Here is a 25559-nt window from a genome sequence, read left to right as displayed (position 1 = left end):
CGGAGCTGAAATCACGCTGTCGTGAGATACTTTTCGCACCGATTCCGCTGTGCGTCTCGCAGCGCTTCCCGCGGAAGGGAGTTCCGTTGAACAACGACGAGATCGAACAGTCTCGGATGGAGGCGCTCGAGTCCAAGCTGATCACCCTCGCGCTCACCGTGGCGCTGGCGGTGAGCCTGGCCGACAATATCTTTCATTTCATCAAGAATCAGGACTGGACGATCCCGCTCATTTTCCTGACCATGCTGGTGTTTCTCCGCTGGCTCGACGTGACCCGGCGTCGGGTCGTCTCCATCGCCAGCGGAGCACCCCTGCGCACGTACGATTCCTCGTCCGCCTTCTACGGCGAGGCGCTGCACGCCATTTCGCGGAGTTCCAAGTCCGTCTACGCCGTTTTCTCGCACGACACCGCCCCCGGGCAGCAGACGGAGGAGTCCCGTCGCTACTACACCGGCACCATCCGCTGGGCGCGCAAGATGCCGGGGAAACGCTCGCTGCACCGGGTGATCCGGCTGCCGAACAGCAGCCCCGACATCCAGCAGTGGGTCGACGAACAGATCGACCTGGCCTCCAGGATCGAGAATTACCACGTCAAGCTCCTGCGTTATCCGCCCGGCATGGAGCTCGAAGGCGAGAACTTCGCCGTCATCGACTCCTCGGTGGTCTTCCTCGGCTTCGCCGTGGACGACCGCGGGGAGATGCGGGGGTTCAGCGTCCGCGACGCACGGGTCGCGGCCGCCTTCGAGCACCACTTCCGGGAGTTGTGGCGCCTCGCCAACGCCAATCCCCAGCCGCCCGCGCCCGAGCCCCGCCGACCGGCCGAGGTCTAGGGTCAGGCCGCCTGGTCTACCCGCAACTGCCGCCCGGCCGCCGAAACCAGGCCTGCCCAGTCCTCGGTCGGGGGTGCGGGCAGATACGCCATGCCCGTGCGGAAAGCCTCGACGATGAGCGCCGGCTCCCGCGGCCGGTGCTCGACGCCGATTGTGACGGCCAGATCCCAGGCGTGCATGTGCCATTCGACGGCGAGCACCCCGACGCTGCACGCGACGTCCCACACCCGGCCCCGGTAGCTGTAGCAGGGCAGGTCCGGCGAGGCCGAGGCCAACACCAGGTAGCGGCCGGCCAGGCGGACGAACTCCGCCAGCGTGGCCGTCGGCTCCGCGGGCGCCAGCGAGATCAGGGTGCGGTCGTTGAAGAGCGCCAACTCGTCCGGTGTCATCAGTTCCTCCGGGCCGTGCCGCCACGCGTGGGCGAGCGTGGCGAGGCTCTGCCCCGCAGTGATCTGGAGGTGACGCAGCAAATCCAATCCCGACCAGGGGTGGCACGGTCCGGTACGCGACCAGTCCTCGGGACCGTAGCCGGCGACGATCGCGCGAACCGCCGCGACGCCCTCGTGGTAGACCCGGCGATAGCAAGCCATGCACGCCACCGGTCGATGGTATCGACGGATGCGCGTTGCCTGGACTACGCGATTCGATCAGTTGTTTCCGTCGGAACCGCCATCGCCGCCACGTAGCGGTCCGGTCGTTGGGCCCACTCACCTGCCCACCGGGCGACGATCTCGTCGGCCGGCGGTCGGCCGGTGACGGCACTCTGGAACGCCGGCCCCAGCGATTCGATGAGCTCGGGGCGCTCGGCTCCCCGGGAGATCCGGGCGGAGAGCCCCTGCTCGGCGAGGTGCACGAGATGCCCGGCCACCTCGCGGATCTGCGGGTTGATCCCATCCGGGCTGCCCTGCGCGGCCTTGACGGCGACCAGGTCCAGCGCCTCCGTCCGGAACTCCGACACCAACTGGAGCGCCTCCCGGCGGATCGCCGGCTCCTCCGCGAGACCGACGAAGAGCGCCGGAACGAGCGCGAGCCGGTCCCATGCCTGGCCGTCGGGGAGCCGGGTCTCGAGTGTCCGACGTGGCCGGATCGCCGGCCAGACCTGCGCCAGGTGGGTCTTCCAGTCGGCGATCGTCGGCCAGGTGCCGTCCTCGAACCCGTCCCGCAGCGCCTCCCCGAAGCGGCGCGACCCGCCCGGCACGTATCCGTGCGCGGTGCGTCGATAGATCATCGGCAGATCGGTCAGCACCTCGACCAACTCGGCCAGGCTCGTCACCTCGTAGAGCCGCGAGGCGAGATGCTGGCACCGCGCGGGGTCGATCCGGCGCCAGTAGGCCATTCGCTGGGACACGATCCCGTCGTCGGTTCGTGGCCCGGTGAGCGCCGGAGCGTTCGCCAGGATCGCGGCGAGGAAAGGCGCAACCCCGAGCAGCGTACGGAGTTTCTCCAGGTATTCCTGCTCGTCGAGCGCGTCCAGGCTGACCTGCGTGGAGAGCGTCAGCCCCATCACCTGATCACCGAGTCTCCCGCCGTCGCCCAGCCCGGCGAACCAGTGCCGCATGATCCTCGTCCGCGACTTGGGCGCCCACTTGATCTCGCCCGGGTCGTCGAAGGGCAGGTGTGCGCCGGTCAGCACCCGTAACCGCAGCGGCTCGGCCGCCCGCGCCACCATGCTGAGGCACCGGCGGGCGGCAACCATGCTCTCGCTCACGGTCGCCTGGGCCGCCGAGGAGTATTCGATCGCGCCCGCCATCTCCAGGGTCAGCGCCGCCCCGTCGGAAAGCGCGAGACCGACGAGCGTGCCGTCTTCCTGGATCGGGTCGCCGTGCAACTGCTCCAGGAGCACCTCCAGCAGGGCGCGAGTGCCCCCCGGTTCGTCGTACGAGACAGACCGGCCGGTCTCCGGACGAACCAGGCCGCACTCCATCTCGAGTCCGATCAGGTGGCTGCGCTGGCCGGCAGGCAGGAACCACCCGACGAGGTCGGGGAACGCCAACCGCGGCTCATCGTGTGGCACCAGGCCCTGACTCATGGTCTCTCCCGATCGCGGGCCGCTCGTCCCACGGTGCTGAGCAGGGCTTCAGCCGCCCTTGGCGGAGGACGCGGACTCTGCTGAGGACGTTACCGCCGAAGCGGACGAATCCCGGAAACGCCACGGCGCCACGACTACCCAGGAGCGGATGTGATCCTCGGTCGCGAGCAGGTCCTTACGGAGGTCGTAGACGAGGTGCCGGGGTGCGTCCGCCGGGTCACCGATCCGGGTCCCGCGAAACGGCAGCACCGGCAGCAGCAGCGGGTAGTCGATCTGGCCGCTGCCGTTGCCCATCCCGATCTCCTTCTCCAGGAAGTCGCGGATGGCCGTCTGGACGCCCTCGATGTCGCCCAGGTGAGCGAGCCCCAACTCCCCCTCCCCCGGGTCCACGTCCACCGAGTCCAGCAGCGCGCGCCGCCAGATGAGCTGGAACGCGGGGCGTTTCTCGGTGAAACCCCGGTCCCACGGGCGCGGACTCATCGAGTACACGTCGTAGGTGTGGTGGTGGTAGACGGTGCCCGTCCCGCCCAGCTCACGCAGTACCTCGTCGACCGCGTCCAGCCAGGGCAGCAGGGCCTCGACGCGCAGCCGGGCCCCCTCGCTGAGCACATACTCGCGGTAGAGGTCGGCGGAGCCGACGTACGGGGTCGGCGGCAACTGCTCGTCGACGAGGTGCCGGTTCGCGTCGAGCAAGAGACGGGTCAGGTGGAAGCCGGCCACCGCCACGCCCTTGGCCCGGCCCGCGACGATGTCGTCCACCAGGTGTCGATAGATCGCGGCCGTGCCCAGGTCGACGTTCTCGTGGACCAGTTGGGACAGCCGCGGGTAGTCGGCCGGATCTACCGAGGCGAGCAGGTCGTGCGGCACCTCGGTGCCGCCGTGCGGAACGATGTGCAGCTCCCGCAGCGGCTCGTCGGTGTTGGCGATGATCGTCCCGCCGCCCACCCGGATTCGGCGGAAGTGCTCGCCGACCGGCCCGAGGTGCGAGTCCAGGTACGAGTAACCGCAGTCCGTGCAGGGGTGCTGCCGTTGCTCGGCCAGGAACAGGCTGCTGCGTTCCAGGTCGGCCGCTGTCGCGCTCAGGTACACGGCCAGTCCTCCTCGATGTCTCACCCCGGCTGGGGCGTGCGCGGCTTTGTCGAACAAGCGGGCGGAAGCGGTTCGATCGGCGATCGACTAGCCGGCGACCACGACGAGGGGCGCCGCCAATACCGCCTGCACGAGCTCGCTGACGTGGTTGGCCCGGGGCGGCTCCGGTGGCGGCATACCGAGGTCGGCGACGAGCTCCATCAGTTCCTCCGGTGACCAGTGCCCGGCCGCGCCGGGTCGGCTACCGAGGTACGCGGCGACCTCGGCGACGCTCCAACCGTGGGTCTCCACCAGGCCGGCCGCCAGGTGCCGCAGGTAGATCCCCGCGGGCTTGCGATGCTCCAGGTCTCCACTGCGCCACGGCGCGGTGAAGGTGAAGGCCGAGACACCGTCGATGTCGCCGAGGTGGATGAGGGTCTCGTAGCAGCCCGGGCCGAGGGTCTGCCACCCCTGACTCAGCACGTCGGTCAGGTCGACGTCCTCGCCCGGCGCCAGGTTCATCTCTTGGGCGAGGATGTCGGAGAACTGCGACACGGTGAGCCGGTACGCCCGCGCCGGGGTGTCACCGGGGTGCAGGTGGTCGTAGAAGGCCATCCCCCCGGTCCAGGCCAACGCCTCCAGGGCGAAGTAGACGGTCCCCGGCAGCCGGATCGCCCGGCTCTCGCTCGGCGGGTTCTTGTCCCGGCAGCCCGGGTAGGTCAGCGCGCCCATGGGCGGGCGGCCCCCCAACAGGTAGTAGTTCAGCCGGCTCAGGCTCATGTTCGAGCCATAGCAGACGTACCAGATGTGGGTGGGGCTGACCGGCGCCGGGCCGCGGGTCAGTTCCGGGGCGATGCTCACCGCTGCGTCCCCTTCCCCGGCTCGCCGGCCCCGGTGTCAGCGAGCGCGGCGAGCGCGGTGTGGGCCAGCACGCGGACCCCGCACTCGATCGCCCGTTCGTCGACGTCGAAGCCACTCTGATGGGTGTCGTAGGGGGCGGTGACCCCGGGTGCGGTGACTCCCAGCCGGATCATCGCCCCCGGCACCCGCTCCAGGTAGTAGGAGAAGTCCTCGCTGCCCATACTCACCGGCGCCTCGACCACCTGGCCGACGCCGAGGGCGCGGGCCGCGGCGGCGGCGATGAGTGCCGCCGCCCCCGGGTCGTTGATCACCGGCGGGAAGCCCTCGACGTAGCGCACCTCGACGTCGGCGCCCGAGCCGGCGACGAGATCCGGCACCACCTTCGCGATGATCGCGCCGGCCTCGTGCCAGCCCTCGCGGCTGAGGCTGCGCACAGTGCCCCGCACCGTCCCCTCCACCGGGATGGTGTTGAAGGCCTCTCCCGCGTGAACCGCGCCCCAGACGAGCGAGACCGGCCAGCGCGGGTCCATCCGGTGGGTGAGCACTCCCGGGAGGTCCACGATGACTCGCCCCAGGATGTCGACGAGGTGCGTGGTGAGGTGCGGCCGGGCGGTGTGCCCGCCGGCCCCGGAGACCCGGACCTCGAGAGTGGCCGACGCGGCGGTCAGCGGCCCGGGCCGGACGCCCACGGTCCCCACCGGGAACTGCGGCGCGCAGTGCAGCGCGTAGATCGAGGAAACCCCGTCCAGCGCCCCGGCTGCGATGACCTCGGGGGCGCCCGAGGGCACCGTCTCCTCGGCGGGTTGGAAGATCAGACGGACCCGGCCGGCCAACGCGCCGCGCTTGGCGAGCGGGACGAGCACCGAGGCGAGGCCGAGCAGCACGGTGGTGTGCACGTCGTGACCGCAGGCGTGGCAGACCCCGGGCACGGTGGAGCGGTAGTCGACCGCCTTGCTGTCGAGCAGCGGAAGCGCGTCGAGGTCGGCCCGGAAGGCGACCATCGGGCCGTCTGCCGCACCGACGATGTCGCAGTAGAGGCCGTTCCCCTTGGGCAACAGCCGTGGGGTGAGCCCGAGCCCGGTCAGCCGCCGGACGACCAGCGCCGTCGTCTGGAACTCTTGGCCCGACAGTTCGGGGTGCGCGTGGAGGTGCCGACGGACGGCGATCAGATCCGGTGCTTCCCGGACCAGCGCCTCCTCCGCTCCCTGCGGCAACGGCCGCGCCCCCGCGCTCTCCGCCGACCAGGACGATGCCGGCGGGCTACCCGCGGGCGGCGTCAACGCACTCGTCACGTCGATTTCTCGATCACTAGAGATGGATGGATCATCGTGCGGAACAGCAGACAGACTAGACCGCTGTCGGTGACGCTGCGCAACATCTTTCCCGTAGTGATCGGACCGCGCAGCGTCACGAATGCCCTGGTCGGAGAGCTCGGAAATCTGCGGGACAGCAGGTAGATCGCGGTCGGAGGCCGTCATCTGCCCAACACCTCCTACAACGCGTCACCGATTCTGTAGTCACCAAACACCCGGGCGTCGTTCGAATTGTCGCATTGGTCGCGCGTCACCTAACCGGCACTGAAAGAAGTCGCGACGACACTTGGCCACGGAACAGCTCCGGACGGTGACATGTCGGTCCGGAGTTCACCCGGACAGGCTGTCCGTCCCGTTCACCCGATCGAGTACCCGCATCTTCGATCCGCACACGGTCGCGAAGTCGGGCCGCATTGCCCACGACGGGACGGACACCCCGGGCGACGTCGCCCGGGGAGGTCCGCACCGAAGGCGCCGCTCCCACCGATATGCGGGGACAAATCCGACTGTACTTCGTCGGCAGGGTGCTGACGAGACCCGAAACCCCTGCTCAGGGCTGTTGTCGGAGCTCGGACACCGGCCCGACGGACAGCACCGCGGCGGACGCCGTCGGCGGCCGGGGACGGTCAGAAGCGATCGGTGGGCCGGTACAACCCCCACACCTCGCGCAGCGTCCCGCAGACCTCACCCACGGTGGCCCGGGCCCGCAGCGCCTCCTTCATCGGGTACAGCACGTTGTCCGAGCCCTCGGCGGCGGCCCGCAGGTCGGCGAGCGCCCGCGTCACCGCGTCGGCGTCGCGCTCGGAGCGCAGCCGGGCCAGCCGGTCGGCCTGGGCCGCCTCGATGGTCGGGTCGACCCGCAGCGGCTCGTACGGCTCCTCCTCGTCCACGGTGAACCGGTTGAGCCCGACCACCACCCGCTCCCCCGAGTCGATCTCCTGGGCGATCCGGTACGCGGACTGCTCGATCTCCCGCTTCTGGAACCCGGCCTCGATCGCGTCCACCGCGGAGCCGTGGTCGGCCACCCGTTCCATCAGCTCGACGGCGGCAGCCTCTATCTCGGCGGTCATCGCCTCCACCACGTACGAGCCGGCGAACGGGTCGACGGTGGCGGTCAGGTCCGTCTCGTACGCCAGCACCTGCTGGGTCCGCAGCGCGAGCCGGGCGGCCTTCTCGGTGGGCAGCGCGATCGCCTCGTCGAAGCTGTTGGTGTGCAGCGACTGGGTGCCGCCGAGCACCGCGCCCAGCCCCTGCACCGCGACCCGGACCAGGTTGACCTCCGGCTGCTGCGCGGTGAGCTGCACGCCGGCGGTCTGGGTGTGGAACCGCAGCATCATCGACTTCGGATCCTTGGCGCCGAAGTCGTCACGCATCAGGCGGGCCCAGATCCGACGGGCGGCGCGGAACTTCGCCACCTCCTCGAGCAACGTGGTGCGGGCCACGAAGAAGAACGACAGCCGGGGCGCGAAGTCGTCCACCGCGAGCCCGGCGGCCAGCGCCGCCCGCACGTACTCCACGCCGTTGGCCAGGGTGAACGCGATCTCCTGCACGGGCGTCGCGCCGGCCTCGGCCATGTGGTAGCCGGAGATGGAGATGGTGTTCCACTTCGGCACCTCCTTGCGGCAGTACGCGAACGTGTCCGCCACCAGGCGCAGCGACGGCTTCGGCGGGAAGATGTACGTCCCGCGGGCGATGTACTCCTTGAGGATGTCGTTCTGGATCGTGCCGTTGAGCGCCGAGCCGGGCACCCCGTTCTCCTCGGCGACGAGCTGGTAGAGCAGGAGCAGCACCGAGCCGGGCGCGTTGATGGTCATCGAGGTGGAGACCTTGTCCAGCGGGATGTCGGCGAAGAGCAGCCGCATGTCCTCAATGGAGTCGATGGCGACGCCCACCTTGCCGACCTCGCCGTGCGCGATCGGTTCGTCGGAGTCGTAGCCCATCTGGGTCGGCAGGTCGAAAGCGACCGAGAGGCCCATCGTGCCGGCTCGCAGCAGTTGGTGGTACCGAGCGTTGGACTCGGTGGCGGTGCCGAAGCCGGCGTACTGGCGCATGGTCCACGGGCGCGAGGTGTACATCGTGGGGTAGACCCCCCGGGTGTACGGGAACTCGCCGGGGCTGCCCAGCCGAGTGTCCAGGTCCTCCGGAAGGTCGGCCTCCGTGTAGACGCCGTTGATCGGGAAACCGGACTCGCTTGACCGCCGTTCGCTCATCCCCGGATGGTAGGACCACGGACCACGTCGCCGGGTGAGGGATACCGCACAGTGCGTCCCGACCGGTCGACACGAGGTGAATGACAGGGCACGTTCTGTCGCTTTCGATAAACGACCGTCGCGTCGGCTTTCGCATCGGGCGTCGGAACCAGCAAGATAGGGGGGTTGTGTCCCAGCCCCCCTCGATTTCCCCCGGTGGCTTTTCTGTGACTCAGATCCCGACGTGGAGCGGCGGACCAGTTAGTCCCGCCAACGGACGAGCAGCGCCCGGCACCACCATTGGTGGCCGGTACTCGCTGCGATCCTCGGTGGGCAACGGCGGCATGGGCACGGTGTGGCGTGCCACAGACACCCTGCTGCGCCGCGATGTGGCGGTGAAGGAGGTCGTCCTGCCTCCGGGGCTGGCCCCCAGCGACCGCGACGCGATGTACGAACGCACCCTGCGCGAGGCCCGCGCCGCCGCTGCCCTCCAGCACCCCGCCGTGGTGCAGGTGTACGACGTGGTCACCGAGGCGGGCCGGCCGTGGATCGTGATGGAGCTGCTGGACGCCCGCAGCCTCGCCGACATGGTCATCGAGGACGGGCCGGTCGCGCCCCGCGCCGTCGCCAAGATCGGCATTGCGCTGCTCGGCGCGTTGGAGGTCGCGCACGCGATCGGCGTGCTGCACCGCGACGTGAAGCCCGCCAACGTGCTGATCTGCAGCGACGGGCGCTGCGTGCTCACCGACTTCGGGGTCGCCCGGATGCCCACCGACGTGCAGCTCACCACCCCCGGCATGGTGCTCGGCTCGCCGCACTTCATCTCGCCCGAGCGGGCCATGGGCCAGGAGTTCGGCCCGCCGAGCGACCTCTTCTCGCTGGGTGTGACGCTTTACACCGCGGTGGAGGGGCGGCCCCCGTTCGACAAGGGCGACCCGATCGAGACCATGCACGCCGTGGTCGAGGACCCGCCCGCCCCGCCGCAGCGCAGCGGCCCGCTGACCCGGGTGCTGATGGGTCTGCTGGAGAAGGACCCGGCGCGCCGGCTGGACGTGCACACCTCCCGGGCCATGCTGCGCGAGCTGCTCGCCGGCCCGTTGGGCAGCACCGCGAGCGCTGTGCACTCGGTCACCGACCCGTACGCGGTGGTGCCGGTGCAGCAGCGCCCGGTGCCCGTCCTTCCGCCGCCCCAGCCGGAGCCGAAGCCGGACAACCAGATCGGCGGTCCGGCGATGCTGGCCCCGGGTGAGTCCCTCACCGACCGGCTGGCCGCGTTGCGCCGGGGCGAACGCCCACAGCCGGTCGGCGGCGCCGACGCCACCGGGCTCGACGAGACCAGCGCCGACGCGTTGGCCGGCCCGCTGCACACGCCCACCGGCGCGATGCCCGGCCCCGGTCAGGCGGCCATCGGGCGCACCTACGGCGGCAGCGCCGACGCCACCCAACGGGTGGACGCCGGCGGACACCCGGACGCCACCCAGCGGGTCAGCTACGGCAGCCCGGCCGACGCCACCCAGCAGGTCGGTTACGGCAGCCCGGCCGACGCCACCCAGCAGGTCGGTTACGGCGGCGCACCGGAGGCCACCCAGCGCATCGGCGGCACCTACGGTGGCGGCAACCAGTGGTCGGTGCCGGGCACCGGCCAGCCCTGGGCCGCCGCGCCCGCCCCTTCCGGGGGCGGCGCTCTGGGCAAGGTCCGCAGCACCGGAGTCCAGCTCGTCGGCACGGTCAAGGGCTGGCCGCGCAAGGTGCAGCTCGCCGCGGCCGGAGGGTTGGCCGTCGTGCTGCTGCTCGGTGCGCTGGCGCTCTCCGGCGGGGACGACCCGCCGCCGACCAGCCCGCAGGCACAGCCCGGTCCGTCCGCCGCGGCGGGCGCGGGCGTCGAGATGCAGGAACACGCCGCCCGCGGCATTCAGGTCATGGTGCCGAAGGGCTGGAAGAAGGCCACCGGCGGCTCCTACACCGACTACATCGACCCGGAGGACAGCGGCCGCAAGGTCCGCATCATCACCGAGAAGTGGTCCAGCAGCTCCACCCGGTGGGCAGAGACGGCGGAGAACGGTCTCAAGACCAGGAGCACCTCCTGCGTCAAGCCGTACGCGCAGGTCAACGCCACCGAGACCGAGCTGGCCAGCAAGCCCGCCGCCGAATTCGAGTACACCTGCGGCGAGGGCGACGTCATGCGGCACGGCGTCTGGCGGGGTGTGGCGGAGGGCGGCAAGGCGTACTCGTTCTACCTCACCTCGACCGACGCCAAGTTCGCGGAGAGCAAGCCGATCTTCGACGAGATGGTGCGGACGTTCCAGCTCACCGGGGAAGGCTGAGCCGGAGGGAACCCACAGCGGTGATCCGCCGCCGTGCTATCAAGAGGCATGGCGGCGGACACCACTGACATCGACGACATTCGCGAGCAGGCCCAGCGTTGGCTGGCCGACGACCCCGACCCGGCCAGCCGGGACGAGCTGACGGCGGTGCTCGACGGGCTGCCGGCGAGCGCGCCGGAGCTGGCCGACCGGTTCGCCGGCCCGCTGACCTTCGGCACCGCCGGCCTGCGCGGCCCGCTGCGCGCCGGCCCGAACGGAATGAACCTCGCCGTGGTCACCCAGGCCGCTGCCGGCCTGGTCGGCTGGCTCGCCGCCCAGGGCGGCACCGGTCCCCTGGTGATCGGGTACGACGCTCGGCACGGCTCCCGGCAGTTCGCCGAGCGCACCGCCCAGGTGGCAACCGGGGCCGGCCGGCCGGCACTGCTGCTGCCCCGCCCGCTGCCCACCCCGGTGCTGGCGTACGCGGTGCGTCACCTCGGCGGGGTCGCCGGGGTCATGGTCACGGCCAGCCACAACCCGCCGCAGGACAACGGCTACAAGGTCTACCTCGGCGCGGAGTTGGGCGGTGCGCTGGGCGCCGGCGCGCAGATCGTGCCGCCCGCCGACGCCGGTATCGAGGCGGCCATCCGATCGGTCGGGCCGCTGACCCAGGTGCCGCTGGGCCAACCCGGGCAGGTGCTCGGCGACGACCTGGTCGCCGCGTACGTCGAACAGGCCACCGCGGTGATCGACCCGGAAGGGCCACGGGACCTGACGGTGGCGTACACACCGCTGCACGGGGTGGGCGCGGCGGTGCTCACCGCCGCCTTCGCCCGCGCTGGTTTCCCCGTCCCCGGGGTGGTCCCCGACCAGGCCGAGCCGGACCCGGCGTTCCCGACCGTGTCGTTTCCCAACCCGGAGGAGCCGGGGGCGGTGGACCGGCTGATCGCGCTGGCCGACTCCACCGGCGCGGACCTCGCCATCGCCAACGACCCGGACGCCGACCGGTGCGCGGTGGTCGTCCGCGACAGCGCGGGCGACGGCGGGCAGACCTGGCGGATGCTGCGCGGCGACGAGGTGGGCGTGCTCCTCGCCGACCACCTGATGCGCCGCGGGGTGACCGGGCTCTACGCCACCACCATCGTGTCGTCGTCACTGCTGCGGGCGATGTGCGCGGCCCGTGGCCTGCCCTACGACGAGACGCTGACCGGCTTCAAGTGGATCGTGCGGGCCGGCGGTGGAAGCGCGCCGTTGGTCTTCGGCTACGAGGAGGCGCTCGGCTACTGTGTCGCCCCGGAGCACGTCCGGGACAAGGACGGCATCACCGCCGCGCTGACCGTGGCCGAGCTGGCCGCCGGCCTCAAGACGCAGGGCCGCACGTTGACCGACCGGCTGGACGAGTTGGCGGCCGAGTTCGGCGTGCACCACACCGACCAGCTCTCCGCCCGGGTGGACGACCTGCGGGTGATCACCGACGCGATGGCCAGGATCCGGGCCGCCACCCCGACCGCCCTGCTCGGGCAGTCGGTCGACAGCGTCCGGGACCTGCTACCCGAGTCGGACGTGGTGATCCTGCGGACCGCGAAGGCGCGGGTGGTGATCCGCCCGTCCGGGACCGAGCCGAAGCTCAAGGCGTACCTCGAGGTGGTGGAGCCGGTCGTGGACGGTGACGTCCCGACGGCCCGCAGCCGGGCGGCGCAGGCGGTCGCCGCCCTACGCGGCGAGATCGCCGCGGCGCTGGGGCTCTGACCGGCGGGCCGCGTCGGGGCCGACCACCGGGGAAGTCCGGCCGCCTGCCCCCTCTGGTTCCTTTGCTCTGCTTCAACCCACGCTACGAAAACGGGACCGGACTGTTGCCTCCGTTGAAGCAGAGCAAAGGACGCGTGGGTGCCGGACGGGCCGACGCCTGGTCGACCTAAGAAAGACCGCTGCGCGAGGTCAGCGGCGCGGGCCGAGGGCCTGGTCGACGGCCCTGCCCAGGGCTGCGACGACCAGGCCCACCGAGGGACGGACCACCGAGTCGTCGGTGCTCACCTCGCCGGAGAAGCCGGCGCCGGTGGCGATCTCCTCCAGCCGGCGACGAGCGTCGGCGGCGGTTTCGCCGCTCACCCCGAGCCCGGCCTCCATCCGCAGCACCACGACCAGGGTGGCCAGCGCGGCGGTCCGCTCGTCCGGGGCCGCCGCGCCGGTCAGAGCCTCGGCCAGCCGCTGCCGGGTCTCCGCCTCGATGGCGGCGTTCAGGACCGGGTAGCGGTGCACGTGGATGAAGCCCAACTCGGTCTCGTCCACGTCGCGGATCACACCCTGGCCGCAGAGGTCACCGAGAATCCGGTCCCGCAGGCCGTGCCGCAGGCGCTGCACCCAGGAGGCCGGGGTGTGCGGGGTATCGGCCGCGATCCGGCCCAGCACCTCGTCGGCGACCGGCTCGCCGGTGGGCGTCGGGTCGATCACCGTCAACGACCCGTCGTCGTACGCGATCCGGCCGGCCAGGGCCAACTCGACCAGCACCGCGGCGGCCATGCCGAGGTCCAGGCTGATCCGTGGCATGGTCGCCTTGCCGGTCGTGTCGTCGTAGGCGAGGAGCAGCAACTCCTCGGCGAGCGCAACACCAGTCATGGCCGGACACGGTACTGGGTCCGCGCATCGCCGCGCACGGACCCGCCCGACCCGGCACCGTCCGGGTCACCGCCTCAGAACCGGGGCATGCCACCGAACTGCCGGTCACCGGCGTCGCCGAGCCCGGGGACGATGAACATGCGGTCGTTGAGCCCCTCGTCGATCGAGGCCGTGACCAGGCGCAACGGCAGACCGGAGCGTTCCAGCCGCTCGATGCCGACCGGCGCGGCCAGCACGCAGAGCACGGTGATGTCGGTGCAGCCCCGGTCGGCCAGCAGCCGACAGGAGTGCTCCAACGAGCCACCGGTGGCCAGCATCGGGTCCAGCACCAGCACCGGCAGCCCGGTCAGGTCCCGGGGCAGCGATTCCATGTACGCGCGCGGCTCGTAGGTCTCCTCGTCGCGGGCCAGGCCCACGAAGCCCATCGAGGACTCGGGCAGCAGGCCGAGCGCGGCATCCGCCATGCCCAGACCGGCCCGCAGTACCGGCACCAGCAACGGCGGGTTCGCCAGCCGGGTGCCCTCGGTGCCGGTGACCGGCGTCTGCACCGGGTACCGCTCGACGGGGAAGGTGCGCGCCGCCTCGTACACCAGCATGGTGGTCAGTTCGTGCAGCGCGGCCCGGAACGTCGAGGAATCGGTGCGCGCGTCCCGCATGGCGGTCAGCCTGGCCTGGGCCAGCGGGTGGTCAATGACGAGTACGTCCACGATCGCTCAACCTACCGGTCCGTCCCCGGCGGCGGTGTGACTGCGCGCGGACCAGCGACGCCGCTCACGTCCGGCAGGCCGCTGTGAGCAAGATCACTTGCCCTTTCCGTGCGTAGACTTCGGGGCATGACGGCGACAACGACGTCGGCCCGGTCGGAGCTCTCCGAGCTGGGACGATCCGAGACCGCTCTGCGGACCTTCCTGCACGGCCTGCCGGGCGTGGACCAGGTCGGCGCGGAGCAGCGGGCGGCACAGCTCGGCACCCGATCCATCAAGACCACCGCCAAGGCCCAGGCGATCGACCTGGCGATCCGGATGGTCGACCTGACCACCCTGGAAGGCGCGGACACCCCGGGCAAGGTGCGCGCGCTCGCCGCGAAGGCGCTGCGCCCCGACCCGGCCGACCCGTCCTGCCCCCACGTCGGCGCGGTCTGCGTCTACCCGGCGATGGTCCCGTACGTCGCCGAGGTGCTACGTGGAAGTGGCGTGCACCTGGCCAGCGTGGCGACCGCGTTCCCATCGGGTCAGGCCCCGCTGGAGATCAAGCTCGCCGACACCCGGGCCGCCGTCGCGGCCGGCGCCGACGAGATCGACATGGTGATCAACCGGGGTGCGTTCCTGGCCGGGCGGTACAAGGAGGTCTACGACGAGATCGTGGCCACCAAGGAAGCCTCCGGTGACGCCCATCTCAAGGTGATCCTCGAAACCGGCGAGCTGGCCACCTACGACAACGTCCGGCGGGCCTCCTGGCTGGCCATGCTGGCCGGCGGCGACTTCATCAAGACCTCCACCGGCAAGGTCCCGATCACGGCGACCCTGCCGGTGACGCTGGTGATGTTGGAAGCGGTCCGCGACTTCCGCGAAGCGACCGGACGGCAGGTGGGTGTGAAGCCCGCCGGTGGCATCAAGACCACCAAGGACGCGATCAAGTACCTGGTGCTGGTCAACGAGACCGTCGGCACGGACTGGCTCGACCCGGACTGGTTCCGCTTCGGCGCCTCCAGCCTCCTCAACGACCTGCTGATGCAGCGCACCAAGCTGACGACCGGCACCTACTCCGGTCCCGACTACTTCACCCTGGACTGATAGCCGATGTTCGAATACGCCCCCGCCCCCGAGTCCCGCTCGGTGGTGGACCTCAAACCCTCGTACGGGCTGTTCATCGACGGCGCGTTCGTCGATCCGACCGACGGTGACAGCTTCAAGTCGATCAACCCCGCCTCGGAGGAGGTGCTGGCCGAGATCGCCGAGGCCGGCGCGTCAGACGTGGAACGCGCGGTGCGCGCCGCCCGGAAGGCGTACGACAAGGTCTGGGGTCCGATGCCCGGCCGGGACCGGGCGAAGTACCTGTACCGGATCGCCCGGCTCATCCAGGAGCGCTCCCGCGAGCTGGCCGTCCTGGAATCCCTGGACAACGGCAAGCCGATCCGGGAGTCCCGCGACGTCGACCTGCCGCTGGTCGCCGCGCACTTCTTCTACTACGCGGGCTGGGCCGACAAGCTGGAGCACGCCGGGTTCGGCGGGAATCCCCGGCCCATCGGCGTGGCCGCGCAGGTCATCCCGTGGAACTTCCCGCTGCTGATGCTCGCCTGGAAGATCGCCCCCGCCCTCGCGGCGGGCAACACGGTGGTGCTGAAGCCGGCGGAGACCACCTCGCTGACCGCGCTGCTCTTCGCCGAGATCTGCCAACAGGCCGACCTGCCGCCCGGCGTGGTCAACATCGTCACCGGCGCCGGCGACACCGGCCGCGCGCTGGTCGAGCACCCCGGCGTGGACAAGGTGGCCTTCACCGGCTCCACCGACGTCGGCCGGGCCATCGCCCGATCCGTCGCCGGCACCCGCAAGAAGCTGACCCTGGAGCTGGGCGGCAAGGCCGCCAACATCGTCTTCGACGACGCCCCCATCGACCAGGCCGTCGAGGGCATCGTCAACGGCATCTTCTTCAACCAGGGGCACGTCTGCTGCGCCGGCTCCCGGCTGCTGGTCCAGGAGAACGTGGCCGACCGGGTGCTGGAGTCGCTGAAGCGGCGGATGGCCCAACTCCGCGTCGGCGACCCGCTGGACAAGAACACCGACGTCGGCGCCATCAACTCGGCAGCCCAACTGGAGCGGATCCGCGAACTGTCCGACGCCGGCTCGGCCGAGGGCGCCGAACGTTGGTCGCCCCCGTGCGAGCTGCCCGACCGGGGCTTCTGGTTCGCGCCGACCATCTTCACCGGCGTCACCCAGGCCCACCGCATCGCCCGCGAGGAGATCTTCGGCCCGGTGCTGTCGGTGCTCACCTTCCGCACCCCGGCAGAGGCCGTCGAGAAGGCCAACAACACGCCGTACGGGCTGTCCGCCGGCATCTGGACCGACAAGGGATCCCGGATCCTGTGGATGGCCGACCGGCTGCGCGCCGGCGTCGTCTGGGCCAACACGTTCAACAAGTTCGACCCCACCTCGCCGTTCGGCGGCTACAAGGAGTCGGGCTACGGTCGCGAGGGCGGCCGGCACGGGCTGGAGGCGTACCTCAATGTCTGAGCGGGTCGCGGTACGCAAGACGTACAAGCTCTTCATCGGCGGGAAGTTCCCGCGCAGCGAGTCGGGACGGTCGTATCTCGTGCAGTCCTCGAATGTGTCACTGGCCTCCCGCAAGGACGCCCGGGACGCGGTGGTCGCCGCCCGCGCCGCCGTCAAGGGCTGGGCCGGGGCGACCGCGTACAACCGAGGTCAGATCCTCTACCGGGCCGCCGAGATGCTGGAGGGCCGCCGCGCGCAGTTCGTCGCCCTGGGCGTACCCGGCGACGAGGTGGACGCCGCGGTGGACCGCTGGGTCTGGTACGCCGGCTGGGCCGACAAGCTCGCCCAGGTGTACGGCGGCGCCAACCCGGTCGCCGGCCCGTACTTCAACATCTCCGCGCCCGAGCCGACCGGCGTGATCGCGGTGGTCGCCCCGGAACGCCCGGCGCTGCTCGGCCTGGTCAGCGTGATCGCCCCGGCGATCGTCACCGGCAACACGGTGGTGGTGGCGGCGTCGCCCTCGGAGCCCCTGGCGGCGGTGACGCTGGCCGAGGTGCTGGCCACCTCCGACCTGCCCGGCGGGGTGGTCAACATCCTCACCGGCGCGATCACCGAGACCGTTCCGGCGCTGGCGGCGCACATGGACGTCAACGCCATCGACCTGACCGGGGTGATCGACACCGCGCTCGCCACCGACCTGGAGGTCAAGGCCGCGGAGAACCTCAAGCGGGTACTCCGACCGGCCTCGGCCGATCACGACTGGTTCGCCGACCCGGGCCTGGCCCGGATGACCGCCCTGTTGGAGACGAAGACGGTGTGGCACCCGAAGGGGGTGTGATCGTCGGTCCTCGGCCTTTGGGTCTCTGGTTTTCCGGGGGGAGCCCGCCCACTCCGGGCGGTCAGGCTTGATCCCTGCGTGGGCGGGCTCCCCCGGAAAACCTGACGTGGGCGCGGCCCGTCGGGTGGGTCAGCTTGCGGGTTCTGCCTCGGGTTGGGTTGACGGTCAGCGGGGTTTTGGTGGGCCGCCACGTTGCGCTGCGGCCCTGCGGCGCGCTCCGGCCCTGCGGCGCGCTCCGGCCCTGCGGCGCGCTCCGGCGCTGCGGCGCGCTCCGGCGCTGCGGCGCGCTCCGGCGCTGCGGCGGCTCGTGCGGTGCTGCGGCGGCTCGTGCGGTGCTGCGGCGGCTCGTGCGGTGCAAGATCTTCACGACTTCGGCGATGTTGCTGCTTCCGGCGTTCCTGATGCAGCAACATCGCCGGTCTTGTGTGGATCTTGGCTGGTGGTCGGGCCAACGACGGTGACCATTCGGGCGAGCGGCGGTGATCATGAGGTTGGTGGGGGATCTGATCTCTCCGGGGTCGGTCAACCTGATGATCTCCGCTGGGCGGGGAGCGGGCGGGGCGCAGACGGGCGGGAGCGCCCGGCGGGACGGGCGGGAGCGCCCGGCGGGACGGGTAGGAGCGCGGGGGGACGGGCGGGAGCGCCCGGCGGGACGGGTAGGAGCGCCGGGGGACGGGTGGGAGCGCCCCCGAAGGGGTCTACTACCGGGGGTAGGATTGAGGCGTGACTCGGTTGGGCGATCTTGAGCGTGCGGTGATGGACGTGTTGTGGGACGTGGTCCCCGGCACGTCGGATGGTGTGACCGTGCGCGAGGTGGCCGACGCGCTCGACGGCCGCGAGTTGGCGTACACCACGGTGATGACCGTGCTGGACCGGCTCGCCGGCAAGGGCATGGTGCAGCGGGAGCGGGAGGGGCGGGCCTGGCGGTACCGACCGGCCGCCAGCCGCGAGGCGCACATCGCCCAACTCATGCTCGACGCCCTCGACCTGGGCGGCAGTCGGGACGCCGCACTGGTGCGCTTCGCCCGTTCGGTCACCGGCACCGAGGCTGAGGTGCTGCGGGCGGCCCTGGGGAGCGAAGCCGGCCTGACCGGGCCGGGCGCCACCGCCGGTGGCACGGGCGCCGTCGGATCTGGCCGAGCCGGGCCGGGCGCTGAGATGACCGACCGGGTGGACCAGCTGGCGGGCCGGCGACCTGCCGGCGAGGCAGCGGAGCGGTAGGGCCCGCGCCATGGCCTACGCCGTGCACTTCGCCGCCACCATGCTGGCCTGCTATCTGACGGCTCAGGTGCTGGCGCGCTCCACCTGGACGTGGCGCAGCCCCCGGGTGGCGATCATCTGCTGGCAGGCCGTCGGGTTGGCGCTGGGCCTCTCCGCGATGGGCCTGCCGATGGCGCTCGGGTTGAGCACGTACGACCTGCCGACCGGGAGCGCACTGCTCGCCCTGGCCAACGACCTCGGCCACGGCCCGCTGCCGGTCGGGCTGAGCACCTTCCACCTTGCCGGTGTCGGGGTGGGCTTCGGCATCGGGGCGGTGCTGGTCACCACGACCGTACGCAGCATCCACGGCACCGTACGCGCCCAGCGTCGGCACCGGGACCTGCTCTCCCTGGTCGCCCGGGACGACCCGGCCGCACCCGGCGCCCTGGTGTTGGACCATCCGAGTGCCGCCGCGTACTGCCTGCCGGGGGTGAAGCCGCAGGTGGTCGTCAGCGCCGGCACGCTGAGTCTGCTGGATCGGGCCGAGCTGGCCGCGGTGCTGAGCCACGAGCGCGCGCACGCCCACGAGCGCCACGACCTGGTGTTGCTGCCGTTCACCGCGCTGTGCCGCGCGCTGCCCTGGTTCGCCTGGGTGCGCGACGCGCACGAGCGGGTCGCCCTGCTCGTCGAGATGCGCGCCGACGACAAGGCCCGTGAGCTGCACGCGGATGCACCGCTGGCGGGAGCGCTGCGCCGGTTCGCCGCCGCCGGCCACCGGGTCACCCCGGCGGGCGCGTTGGGCATGGGCGACCGCGATCTCGACGTACGGATGCAGCGTCTGATGGTCAGCGACCGGCCGCCCCGGGTGCTCGGTGCCACCGCCCTCGCAGTCGCCACCATGCTTGTCGCCCTGCCCGTCACCCTGTTCCTGAGCTGAGCTGAGCGGAGCTGAGCTGAGCTGAGCTGAGCGGAGCGGAGCGGAGCGCAGCCGGCCCACGCCGGCCCGCCCACCACACCGCACGCCCGCCTCCGCACGCCCGCACGCTGACCCTCCCCCACAGCGCACGCCCGCACGCCCGCACGCGACTGCAAGATCGCACTCGATCCAGGATCGAGGGGCATCCCGCGGCCACGAGGCCACTACATCCACGATCGAGCGCGATCTCCCCCAGCCCGCCCACACGTACTACGTTACGTAGTAGAGTTTCCTACGACAGGACGTAGTAGACCGACATGTAGCCAAGCTACGTGTAGGGTGGCTACGACAAGGCAGCCAACACTACGGAGGGCCGGCCATGGACACCCTGCTCCTCGCCCGCCTGCAGTTCGCCACCACCACCTCGATCCATTTCCTGTTCGTGGTCGTCACGCTCGGGCTGGTCACCCTGCTGGTCGGGATGCAGACCGCCGGGGTGCTCACCGGCAACCCGAAGTGGGAGCGACTCACCCGGTACTGGGGCCAGTTGTACGTCATCAACTACGTGCTCGGCATCGCCACCGGCATCGTGATGGAGTTCCAGTTCGGGCTGAACTGGAGTGGCCTGTCGCGCTACGTCGGCAACGTCTTCGGCGCACCTCTGGCCATCGAGACGCTTGTGGCGTTCTTCCTCGAATCCACGTTCCTCGGGATGTGGATCTTCGGCTGGCATCGCCTCCGCAAGGGTGTCCACCTCGCGCTGCTCTGGGGTGTGGCGATCACCGCGTACGCGTCGGCGTTCTGGATCATGGTGGCCAACTCCTGGCTGCAGAACCCGGTCGGATACGAGGTCCGCGACGGGATCGCCCACCTCACCGACTTCGGCGCGCTGCTCACCAACCCCAGCCTCGGCATGGCGTTCGGGCACGTGGTCTCGGCCGCGTTGCTGGTCGGCGGGATGGTGATGGCGGCGGTCAGCGCCTGGCACCTGATCCGGCGGACCACCGACTTCGCGCTCTTCCGCACCTCGCTGCGGATCGGCCTGGTCACGTCGGCGCTGGCGATCAGCCTGGTGCAGGGCTTCGGCTTCGCCCAGTTCGGCCCGGTCGGCGGGGTGCAGCCGACCAAGTTCGGCGGCCAGAGCCCGGAGGCCCAGGCGCTGATCGCCGAGTGGACCGCCCGGTTCGGCCCCGGCGACTACACCCCACCGGTGCTGGCCAGCGTCGGGCTGGGCTTCATGATTTTGACCGGCTTCACCCTGGGCTGCGTCTGGCTGCTGCTGCCCCTGCTCTTCCGGGACTGGATCATCCGGCTGCGCTTTCCGCTCTGGCTGACCCTGCTGGCCCTGCCGCTGCCGTTCGTCGCGGTGATCCTCGGCTGGATCGCACGGGAGGTCGGCCGTCAACCCTGGGTGGCGTACGGGCTGCTCTCCACCGAGCAGGCGGTCTCCCCGGTCGGCGCACCCGTGATGCTCACCTCGCTGATCGGCTTCAGCCTGCTGCTGGGCACCCTCGCCGTCACCAACTGGGTGCTGCTCGCCCGGCACGCGGCGCGCGGCGCGGCCGACCCGCCGCTCGGCCGCCCACCTGCGCCGCCCGGTGAGCCGGCCCACCCCGAGCCCGCCCTCGTCTGAGGATCTGAGGAGAAGACCGTGGACCTCGCCTGGTATGTCCTGCTCGGCCTCTTCAACGCCTGCTACCTGGTGCTCGCCGGCTACGACTACGGCGTCGGGCTGCTGCTCGCGCGCGGCGGTGGCGCGGCCGAGCGGCGGGCCGCGCTCACCGCGCTCGGCCCGTTCTTCCTCGGCAACGAGGTCTGGCTGGTGGCTGCCGTCGGCATCCTCTTCGGCGCGTTCCCGCTGCTGGAGGGCGAGTTGCTGGCCGGCTGCTATCCGGCCGTCGCCGGTGCCCTGGCCGGCGTCGTTCTGGTCACCGCCGGGGTGCAACTGCGCAGCCGGTCCACCGACGAACGGGTCCGCGCCCGCTGGGACCGCGTCGTGATGATCGGCAGCGCCCTCGCCGCGCTGGGCTGGGGTGTGCTGCTCGCCGCACTGTTGCAGGGTGTGCCCCGCCAGGCCGACGGGCACGTCGCCGGGGTGTCGCACCTGGTCACGCCCTTCGCGGCAGCCGTCGGGCTGGCCCTGGTGGCCGTGGTCGCGGTGCACGGTGCGACCTTCCTCACCCTGCGACTGCCGAGCGCCGACGCCGCTGTGGTCGGCCGCACGGCCCGCCGGCTGGTGCCGGTGGCACTCACCGCGGTCGCGCTGGCCACCGTCGTGGGCCTGCTCTCCTCCCGGGTACGCGACGCGGTCCAGCGGCCAGCGGTGGCCGTACTCCTGCCGGTGCTCCTGGTGGCGGCGCTGCTGGCGGCCCGCGCGGCGCTGGCGCGGCGGCGGCCGGGGTGGGCCCTGGTCGCCACCGGCGCGGCCCTGGCGCTGCCGGTGGGGTTGGTCGGCGCGGCCCTCTGGCCCTACGTGCTGGTGTCCACGACCGACCCGGGCGCCTCGCTGACGGTGGCCGACGCCGCCGCCAGCGCACCGACCCTGCGGCTGCTCGGCTGGGTGGCGCTGCCGCTGCTTCCGGCCCTACTAGGCTTCCAGGCGATGTGCTGGTGGGTTTTCCGAGGACGGACCGACGGTAGGGCACCGGTGTACTGGTGAACCGCCGTCCGTTCGACCCGCGTCTGCTGCGCCGGGTCCCCGCGGCCCGACGCGATCTTGCCGTGCTCGCGCTGCTGGGTGTGCTCGCCGCCGGGTTGATCGTGGCGCAGGCCACCGCGCTCGCGGCGGTGCTGGCCACCGCCGTCGACGGCCGGCTGGATCGACCGGCGCTGGCCGGCTTCGTGGTCGCCGTCGCCGCCCGTTCCGCGCTGGTCTGGGCACAGGGCACCGTCTCGGCACGGGTCGCCGCCACGGTCAAGGCCACGCTGCGCGCCGACCTGCTCGGCGCGGTGGGCCGACACGGGCCCGGCTGGGTGGCCGGGCAGCGCGCCGGTCAGCTCGCCACCCTGGCCGGGCGCGGGTTGGACGCGCTGGACGCGTACTTCACCGGATACCTTCCCCAGCTGGTGCTCAGCGTGACGGTGCCGCTGGCAGTGCTGGCCCGGGTCGTCTTCGCCGACTGGAGTTCGGCGGTGATCATCGCGCTGACCCTGCCGCTGATCCCGGTCTTCGGCGCACTGCTCGGCTGGCAGGCGCAGGCCGCCACCGAACGGCAGTGGCGCCGGCTCGCACTGCTCGGCGGCCACTTCCTCGACATGGTCGCCGGGCTGCCCACGCTGCGCGCGTTCGGGCGGGCCCGGGCGCAGACCGACGTGGTGCGCCGGATGGCCGACGGGCACCGGGTCGCCACCATGAAGACGCTGCGGATCGCGTTCCTCTCCGCGCTGGTGCTGGAGCTGGTCGCCACCCTCTCGGTGGCGCTGGTCGCGGTGCCGGTCGGCATCCGGTTGCTCGGCGGCGGGCTGGCCCTGCAGACCGCGCTGCTGGTGCTGCTGCTCACCCCGGAGGCGTACCTGCCGCTGCGGTCCGCCGGCAGCCGCTTCCACGCCAGCATGGAGGGGCTCGCCGCGCTGGACGAGGCGCTGACCGTCTCGGCCGCGCCCGTGGCGCCCCGCGCCGCCGAGGGCGCCGCCACGCCGGACGCGCGAGGTGAGATCCGGTTCGAGGGGGTGACCGTGGCGTACGAGCGGACCACCGCGCTGCGCGACGTGACCCTGACCATCCGACCCGGCGAACGGATCGCCATCATCGGGCCCAGCGGCGCCGGCAAGAGCACCCTGCTCGGCCTGCTGCTCGGCTTCGTGACGCCGACCAGCGGGCGGATCACCGTGGACGGGGTCGACCTCGCCACCGCCGACCCGGACGCCTGGCGCCGACAGCTCGCCTGGGTGCCGCAGCGGGCCCACCTCTTCGCCGCCTCGCTGGCCGACAACATCCGGCTCGGCGCACCGGACACCCCGGCCGACGCGCTGGCCGCCGCGGTGCACGATGCCGCCCTGGACGACGTGGTGGCCGGCCTGCCGGACGGCCTGGACACCCTGCTCGGGGAACGTGGGCACGGGCTGTCCAGCGGGCAGCGGCAGCGGGTGGCGCTGGCCCGGGCATTCCTGCGGGCCGCGCCTGTGGTGCTGCTCGACGAACCGACCGCCCGACTGGACACCGCGGCCGAGTCGGTGGTGCTCGACGCCACCCGCCGTCTGGTCGCCGGGCGGACCGCGCTGCTTGTCGCGCACCGACCGGCGCTGCTCGCCGACGCCGACCGGATCCTCCGCGTCGAGGACGGTCGGGTCACCGAGCTGACGCCTGAACCGACCGGAAAGGGGCCCCGATGAGCACGGCAAACGGATCGGGCCCGGTCGGCACGGGGTCGGTCGGCGACGCGGCACCGCGTGGGCGGGTCACCGCCGAACGGGCCGTGCTGCGGCTGGCCCGGCCGTACCTGGGCCGTCTGGTCGGTGCCGGGCTGCTCGCGGCCGCCACCGAGTTCGCCGGGCTGGCCCTGATGGCCACCGCCACCTGGCTGTTGATGAGCGCCGCCGGTCAGCCTCCACTGGACCGGCTCACCGTGGCGATCGTCGCGGTCCGCGCGCTGGCCATCAGTCGGGGCGTGTTGCGCTACTCCGAGCGGCTCGCCGGGCACGACGCGGTGCTCCGCATGATCACCGACATCCGGGCCCGGGTCTTCGCCACCCTCGCGGCCCGCCGCAGCGCCGTGCACCGCTCGGGTGACGTGCTGAGCCGGCTGGTCTCCGACGTCGACGCGGTCCAGGATCTGCTGCTGCGGGTGCTGGTCCCGGGCTCGGCGGCGGCGCTGGTCGGTGTGCTGGCGGTGGGCGTGGCCGCGCTGATCTCCCTGCCGGCCGCCGGAGCGCTCGCCGTCGGGCTGCTGGTCGCCGGTGTGGCGCTGCCCGCACTGGCCACCGCGGTCACCCGCCGCAGCGCGGCCGAGGTGGCCCCACTGCGCGGCGCGCTGGCCACCGACGCGATCGACCTCACCCACGGCGCTGCCGACCTGGCCGCGTTCGGGGCCACCGGCGTCGCGCTGCGCTCCGCCGAGCAACGCGCCCGCCGGCTGGCCCGACTGGAACGTCGGCTGGCCGCCACCGGGTTCGCGGTGGACGCGGCCGGCGTGCTGACCGCCGGGTTGACCGCAGCGGCGGTGGTGCTGGCCGCGCTGGCCGCCGACGTGCCGGGGGTGCTGGTGGGCGTCCTGGCCGTCGGCGCACTGGCGGCGGTCGAGGTGACACTGGCGCTGGTCGCGGCGGCCCGCCAGTGGACGCAACTGCGGCCCGGCCTGGCCCGGGTGGCCGCCCTGCTCGACGACGGCACCCCGACGCCGCGGCCCACGGACGGCGTGACCACCCTGGTCGGCCCGCACGACCTGTGCTTCGTCGACGTGACCGTGCGGTACCGGGCCGGCGCGGCGCCCGCCCTGGACGGCGTCAGCCTGGATCTGCCGGCCGGGCGGAGGATCGCGGTGGTCGGCCCGAGCGGCGCCGGCAAGAGCACGCTGGCCGCCGTGTTGACCGGCACCGTCCGGCCGGTCTCCGGCCAGGTCACCCTGGACGGTCAGGACCTGTCGGCGTACGCCGAGGAGGCGCTGCCCCGCGCGGTCGGCGGCCTGCTGGCCGAGGCGTACGTCTTCCACGCCACCGTTCGGGAGAACCTGCTGCTCGGGCGGCCCGGGGCTGGCGAGGACGAGCTGACCGCCGCCACCGCCGCCGCCGGCCTGCTGGAGTGGGTACGCGCCCAGCCGGCGGGCTGGGACACGCTTGTCGGTGAGGAGGGCGGGCAGCTCTCGGGCGGCCAGCGGCAGCGGCTGGCGCTCGCCCGGGCGCTGCTCGCCGCCCCACCGGTGCTGGTGCTCGACGAGCCCACCGAAGGGCTGGACCCGACCGCAGCGGACGCGGTGCTCGCGTCCACCGTCGCCGCCACCCCCGCCGACCATTCGGTGCTGTTGATCAGTCACCGGCTCAGCGGGCTGGAGGGGCTGGACGAGATCGTCGTCCTCGACGGCGGCCGGGTGCTCCAGCGCGGTCGGCACGCCGAACTGGTCGCCATCGACGGCTGGTACCGGGACCAGTGGCTGCTGCAGGCGGCGGCCGAACGCGGATACCTGGCTCTCGCCCCCTGAGCGGCCTCCGGGGCGGACCAGGGTTCTCCCCGACGTCGGGGCCTTGCGGTCCG

General features: G+C 72.1%; 20 protein-coding genes. 12 read left to right on the top strand and 8 right to left on the bottom strand.

All coding sequences use genetic code 11. The annotated features are described in order from the left end of the window. The first annotated feature begins 86 nt into the window (after window positions 1-86). The gene (locus tag C7C45_RS15020; RefSeq protein ID WP_146247323.1) at window positions 87-830 is read left to right on the top strand and encodes a hypothetical protein; all 744 of its coding nucleotides are present in this window, start codon (window positions 87-89) and stop codon (window positions 828-830) included. 2 nt (window positions 831-832) lie between these two features. Here the strand turns inward: C7C45_RS15020 and C7C45_RS15015 are convergent, their stop codons facing one another. From C7C45_RS15015 to C7C45_RS14990, 6 genes are all read right to left on the bottom strand, one after another. Continuing rightward, window positions 833-1420 carry a maleylpyruvate isomerase N-terminal domain-containing protein gene (locus tag C7C45_RS15015; protein WP_110564281.1) on the bottom strand — a complete coding sequence of 196 codons (588 nt, stop codon included), beginning with the start codon at window positions 1418-1420 and terminating at the stop codon, window positions 833-835. 44 nt (window positions 1421-1464) lie between these two features. Beyond that, window positions 1465-2859, bottom strand: a complete 1395-nt coding sequence (locus tag C7C45_RS15010) for a glutamate-cysteine ligase family protein (protein ID WP_110564280.1) — start codon at window positions 2857-2859, stop codon at window positions 1465-1467. Window positions 2860-2907: 48 nt separating this feature from the next. Then, the gene (locus C7C45_RS15005; protein ID WP_110564279.1) at window positions 2908-3948 is read right to left on the bottom strand and encodes an N-formylglutamate amidohydrolase; all 1041 of its coding nucleotides are present in this window, start codon (window positions 3946-3948) and stop codon (window positions 2908-2910) included. An 87-nt stretch (window positions 3949-4035) separates the two neighbouring features. Further along, the gene (locus tag C7C45_RS15000; RefSeq protein WP_208641172.1) at window positions 4036-4788 is read right to left on the bottom strand and encodes a histone deacetylase; all 753 of its coding nucleotides are present in this window, start codon (window positions 4786-4788) and stop codon (window positions 4036-4038) included. Beyond that, on the bottom strand, window positions 4785-6080 hold the full coding sequence (locus C7C45_RS14995; RefSeq protein ID WP_244200389.1) for an amidohydrolase: 1296 nt from the start codon (window positions 6078-6080) through the stop codon (window positions 4785-4787). The genes C7C45_RS15000 and C7C45_RS14995 overlap by 4 nt, the downstream gene beginning before the upstream one ends. Window positions 6081-6727: 647 nt before the next feature. Then, window positions 6728-8311 (bottom strand): acyl-CoA mutase large subunit family protein, encoded by a 1584-nt coding sequence (locus tag C7C45_RS14990; RefSeq protein ID WP_110564277.1) that lies wholly within the window; start codon window positions 8309-8311, stop codon window positions 6728-6730. A gap of 206 nt (window positions 8312-8517) precedes the next feature. On the opposite strand from C7C45_RS14990, the gene C7C45_RS14985 reads away from it, so the two are divergent. After that, window positions 8518-10614 carry a serine/threonine protein kinase gene (locus C7C45_RS14985; RefSeq protein ID WP_110564276.1) on the top strand — a complete coding sequence of 699 codons (2097 nt, stop codon included), beginning with the start codon at window positions 8518-8520 and terminating at the stop codon, window positions 10612-10614. Window positions 10615-10662: 48 nt separating this feature from the next. After that, window positions 10663-12342: a phospho-sugar mutase gene (locus C7C45_RS14980; protein ID WP_110564275.1), complete on the top strand. Its 1680-nt coding sequence runs from the start codon at window positions 10663-10665 to the stop codon at window positions 12340-12342. Window positions 12343-12531: 189 nt separating this feature from the next. On the opposite strand, the gene C7C45_RS14975 is transcribed toward C7C45_RS14980, so the two are convergent. Together C7C45_RS14975 and upp are read right to left on the bottom strand one after the other, a co-directional pair. Beyond that, on the bottom strand, window positions 12532-13209 hold the full coding sequence (locus tag C7C45_RS14975) for a GOLPH3/VPS74 family protein (RefSeq protein WP_110564274.1): 678 nt from the start codon (window positions 13207-13209) through the stop codon (window positions 12532-12534). Window positions 13210-13283: 74 nt separating this feature from the next. Then, a complete protein-coding gene (gene upp, locus C7C45_RS14970) occupies window positions 13284-13916 on the bottom strand; it encodes a uracil phosphoribosyltransferase (protein ID WP_110564273.1) in 633 nt (210 codons plus the stop codon). Window positions 13917-14042: 126 nt separating this feature from the next. Between upp and deoC the strand changes: the two genes are divergently transcribed. The 9 genes from deoC to cydC all read left to right on the top strand — a co-directional run bounded on the left by deoC (window position 14043) and on the right by cydC (window position 25506). After that, entirely contained in the window at window positions 14043-15002 is a 960-nt protein-coding gene (gene deoC / locus C7C45_RS14965; protein WP_110564272.1) for a deoxyribose-phosphate aldolase, read from the top strand. Window positions 15003-15008: 6 nt separating this feature from the next. Continuing rightward, window positions 15009-16439: an aldehyde dehydrogenase family protein gene (locus C7C45_RS14960; protein ID WP_110564271.1), complete on the top strand. Its 1431-nt coding sequence runs from the start codon at window positions 15009-15011 to the stop codon at window positions 16437-16439. Continuing rightward, window positions 16432-17256: an aldehyde dehydrogenase family protein gene (locus tag C7C45_RS14955; RefSeq protein ID WP_110564270.1), complete on the top strand. Its 825-nt coding sequence runs from the start codon at window positions 16432-16434 to the stop codon at window positions 17254-17256. The genes C7C45_RS14960 and C7C45_RS14955 overlap by 8 nt, the downstream gene beginning before the upstream one ends. Window positions 17257-17979: 723 nt before the next feature. Then, a complete protein-coding gene (locus tag C7C45_RS14950) occupies window positions 17980-18477 on the top strand; it encodes a BlaI/MecI/CopY family transcriptional regulator (protein ID WP_244200388.1) in 498 nt (165 codons plus the stop codon). Between the two features lie 10 nt (window positions 18478-18487). Continuing rightward, entirely contained in the window at window positions 18488-19393 is a 906-nt protein-coding gene (locus tag C7C45_RS14945; RefSeq protein WP_110564268.1) for a M56 family metallopeptidase, read from the top strand. Between the two features lie 358 nt (window positions 19394-19751). Next, a complete protein-coding gene (locus tag C7C45_RS14940) occupies window positions 19752-21005 on the top strand; it encodes a cytochrome ubiquinol oxidase subunit I (RefSeq protein ID WP_110564267.1) in 1254 nt (417 codons plus the stop codon). Between the two features lie 18 nt (window positions 21006-21023). Continuing rightward, window positions 21024-22031 (top strand): cytochrome d ubiquinol oxidase subunit II, encoded by a 1008-nt coding sequence (locus C7C45_RS14935; RefSeq protein ID WP_110564266.1) that lies wholly within the window; start codon window positions 21024-21026, stop codon window positions 22029-22031. Continuing rightward, window positions 22028-23704 (top strand): thiol reductant ABC exporter subunit CydD, encoded by a 1677-nt coding sequence (gene cydD, locus C7C45_RS14930; protein ID WP_110564265.1) that lies wholly within the window; start codon window positions 22028-22030, stop codon window positions 23702-23704. The genes C7C45_RS14935 and cydD overlap by 4 nt, the downstream gene beginning before the upstream one ends. Continuing rightward, on the top strand, window positions 23701-25506 hold the full coding sequence (gene cydC / locus C7C45_RS14925) for a thiol reductant ABC exporter subunit CydC (RefSeq protein WP_110564264.1): 1806 nt from the start codon (window positions 23701-23703) through the stop codon (window positions 25504-25506). The genes cydD and cydC overlap by 4 nt, the downstream gene beginning before the upstream one ends. Window positions 25507-25559 lie beyond the last annotated feature (53 nt).

This window comes from Micromonospora arborensis, from assembly GCF_003205615.1.
GTDB lineage: Bacteria > Actinomycetota > Actinomycetes > Mycobacteriales > Micromonosporaceae > Micromonospora > Micromonospora arborensis.
This window is presented reverse-complemented; position numbering and strand designations above follow the sequence as displayed.

Coding starts and splice junctions, on each gene's coding strand:
- C7C45_RS15015 (WP_110564281.1), bottom strand. CDS start 1,420: ATGGCTTGCTATCGCCGGGTCTACCACGAGGGCGTCGCGGCGGTTCGC.
- C7C45_RS15010 (WP_110564280.1), bottom strand. CDS start 2,859: ATGAGTCAGGGCCTGGTGCCACACGATGAGCCGCGGTTGGCGTTCCCC.
- C7C45_RS14990 (WP_110564277.1), bottom strand. CDS start 8,311: ATGAGCGAACGGCGGTCAAGCGAGTCCGGTTTCCCGATCAACGGCGTC.
- C7C45_RS14980 (WP_110564275.1), top strand. CDS start 10,663: ATGGCGGCGGACACCACTGACATCGACGACATTCGCGAGCAGGCCCAG.
- C7C45_RS14975 (WP_110564274.1), bottom strand. CDS start 13,209: ATGACTGGTGTTGCGCTCGCCGAGGAGTTGCTGCTCCTCGCCTACGAC.
- deoC (WP_110564272.1), top strand. CDS start 14,043: ATGACGGCGACAACGACGTCGGCCCGGTCGGAGCTCTCCGAGCTGGGA.
- C7C45_RS14960 (WP_110564271.1), top strand. CDS start 15,009: ATGTTCGAATACGCCCCCGCCCCCGAGTCCCGCTCGGTGGTGGACCTC.
- C7C45_RS14955 (WP_110564270.1), top strand. CDS start 16,432: ATGTCTGAGCGGGTCGCGGTACGCAAGACGTACAAGCTCTTCATCGGC.
- C7C45_RS14945 (WP_110564268.1), top strand. CDS start 18,488: ATGGCCTACGCCGTGCACTTCGCCGCCACCATGCTGGCCTGCTATCTG.
- C7C45_RS14940 (WP_110564267.1), top strand. CDS start 19,752: ATGGACACCCTGCTCCTCGCCCGCCTGCAGTTCGCCACCACCACCTCG.
- cydC (WP_110564264.1), top strand. CDS start 23,701: ATGAGCACGGCAAACGGATCGGGCCCGGTCGGCACGGGGTCGGTCGGC.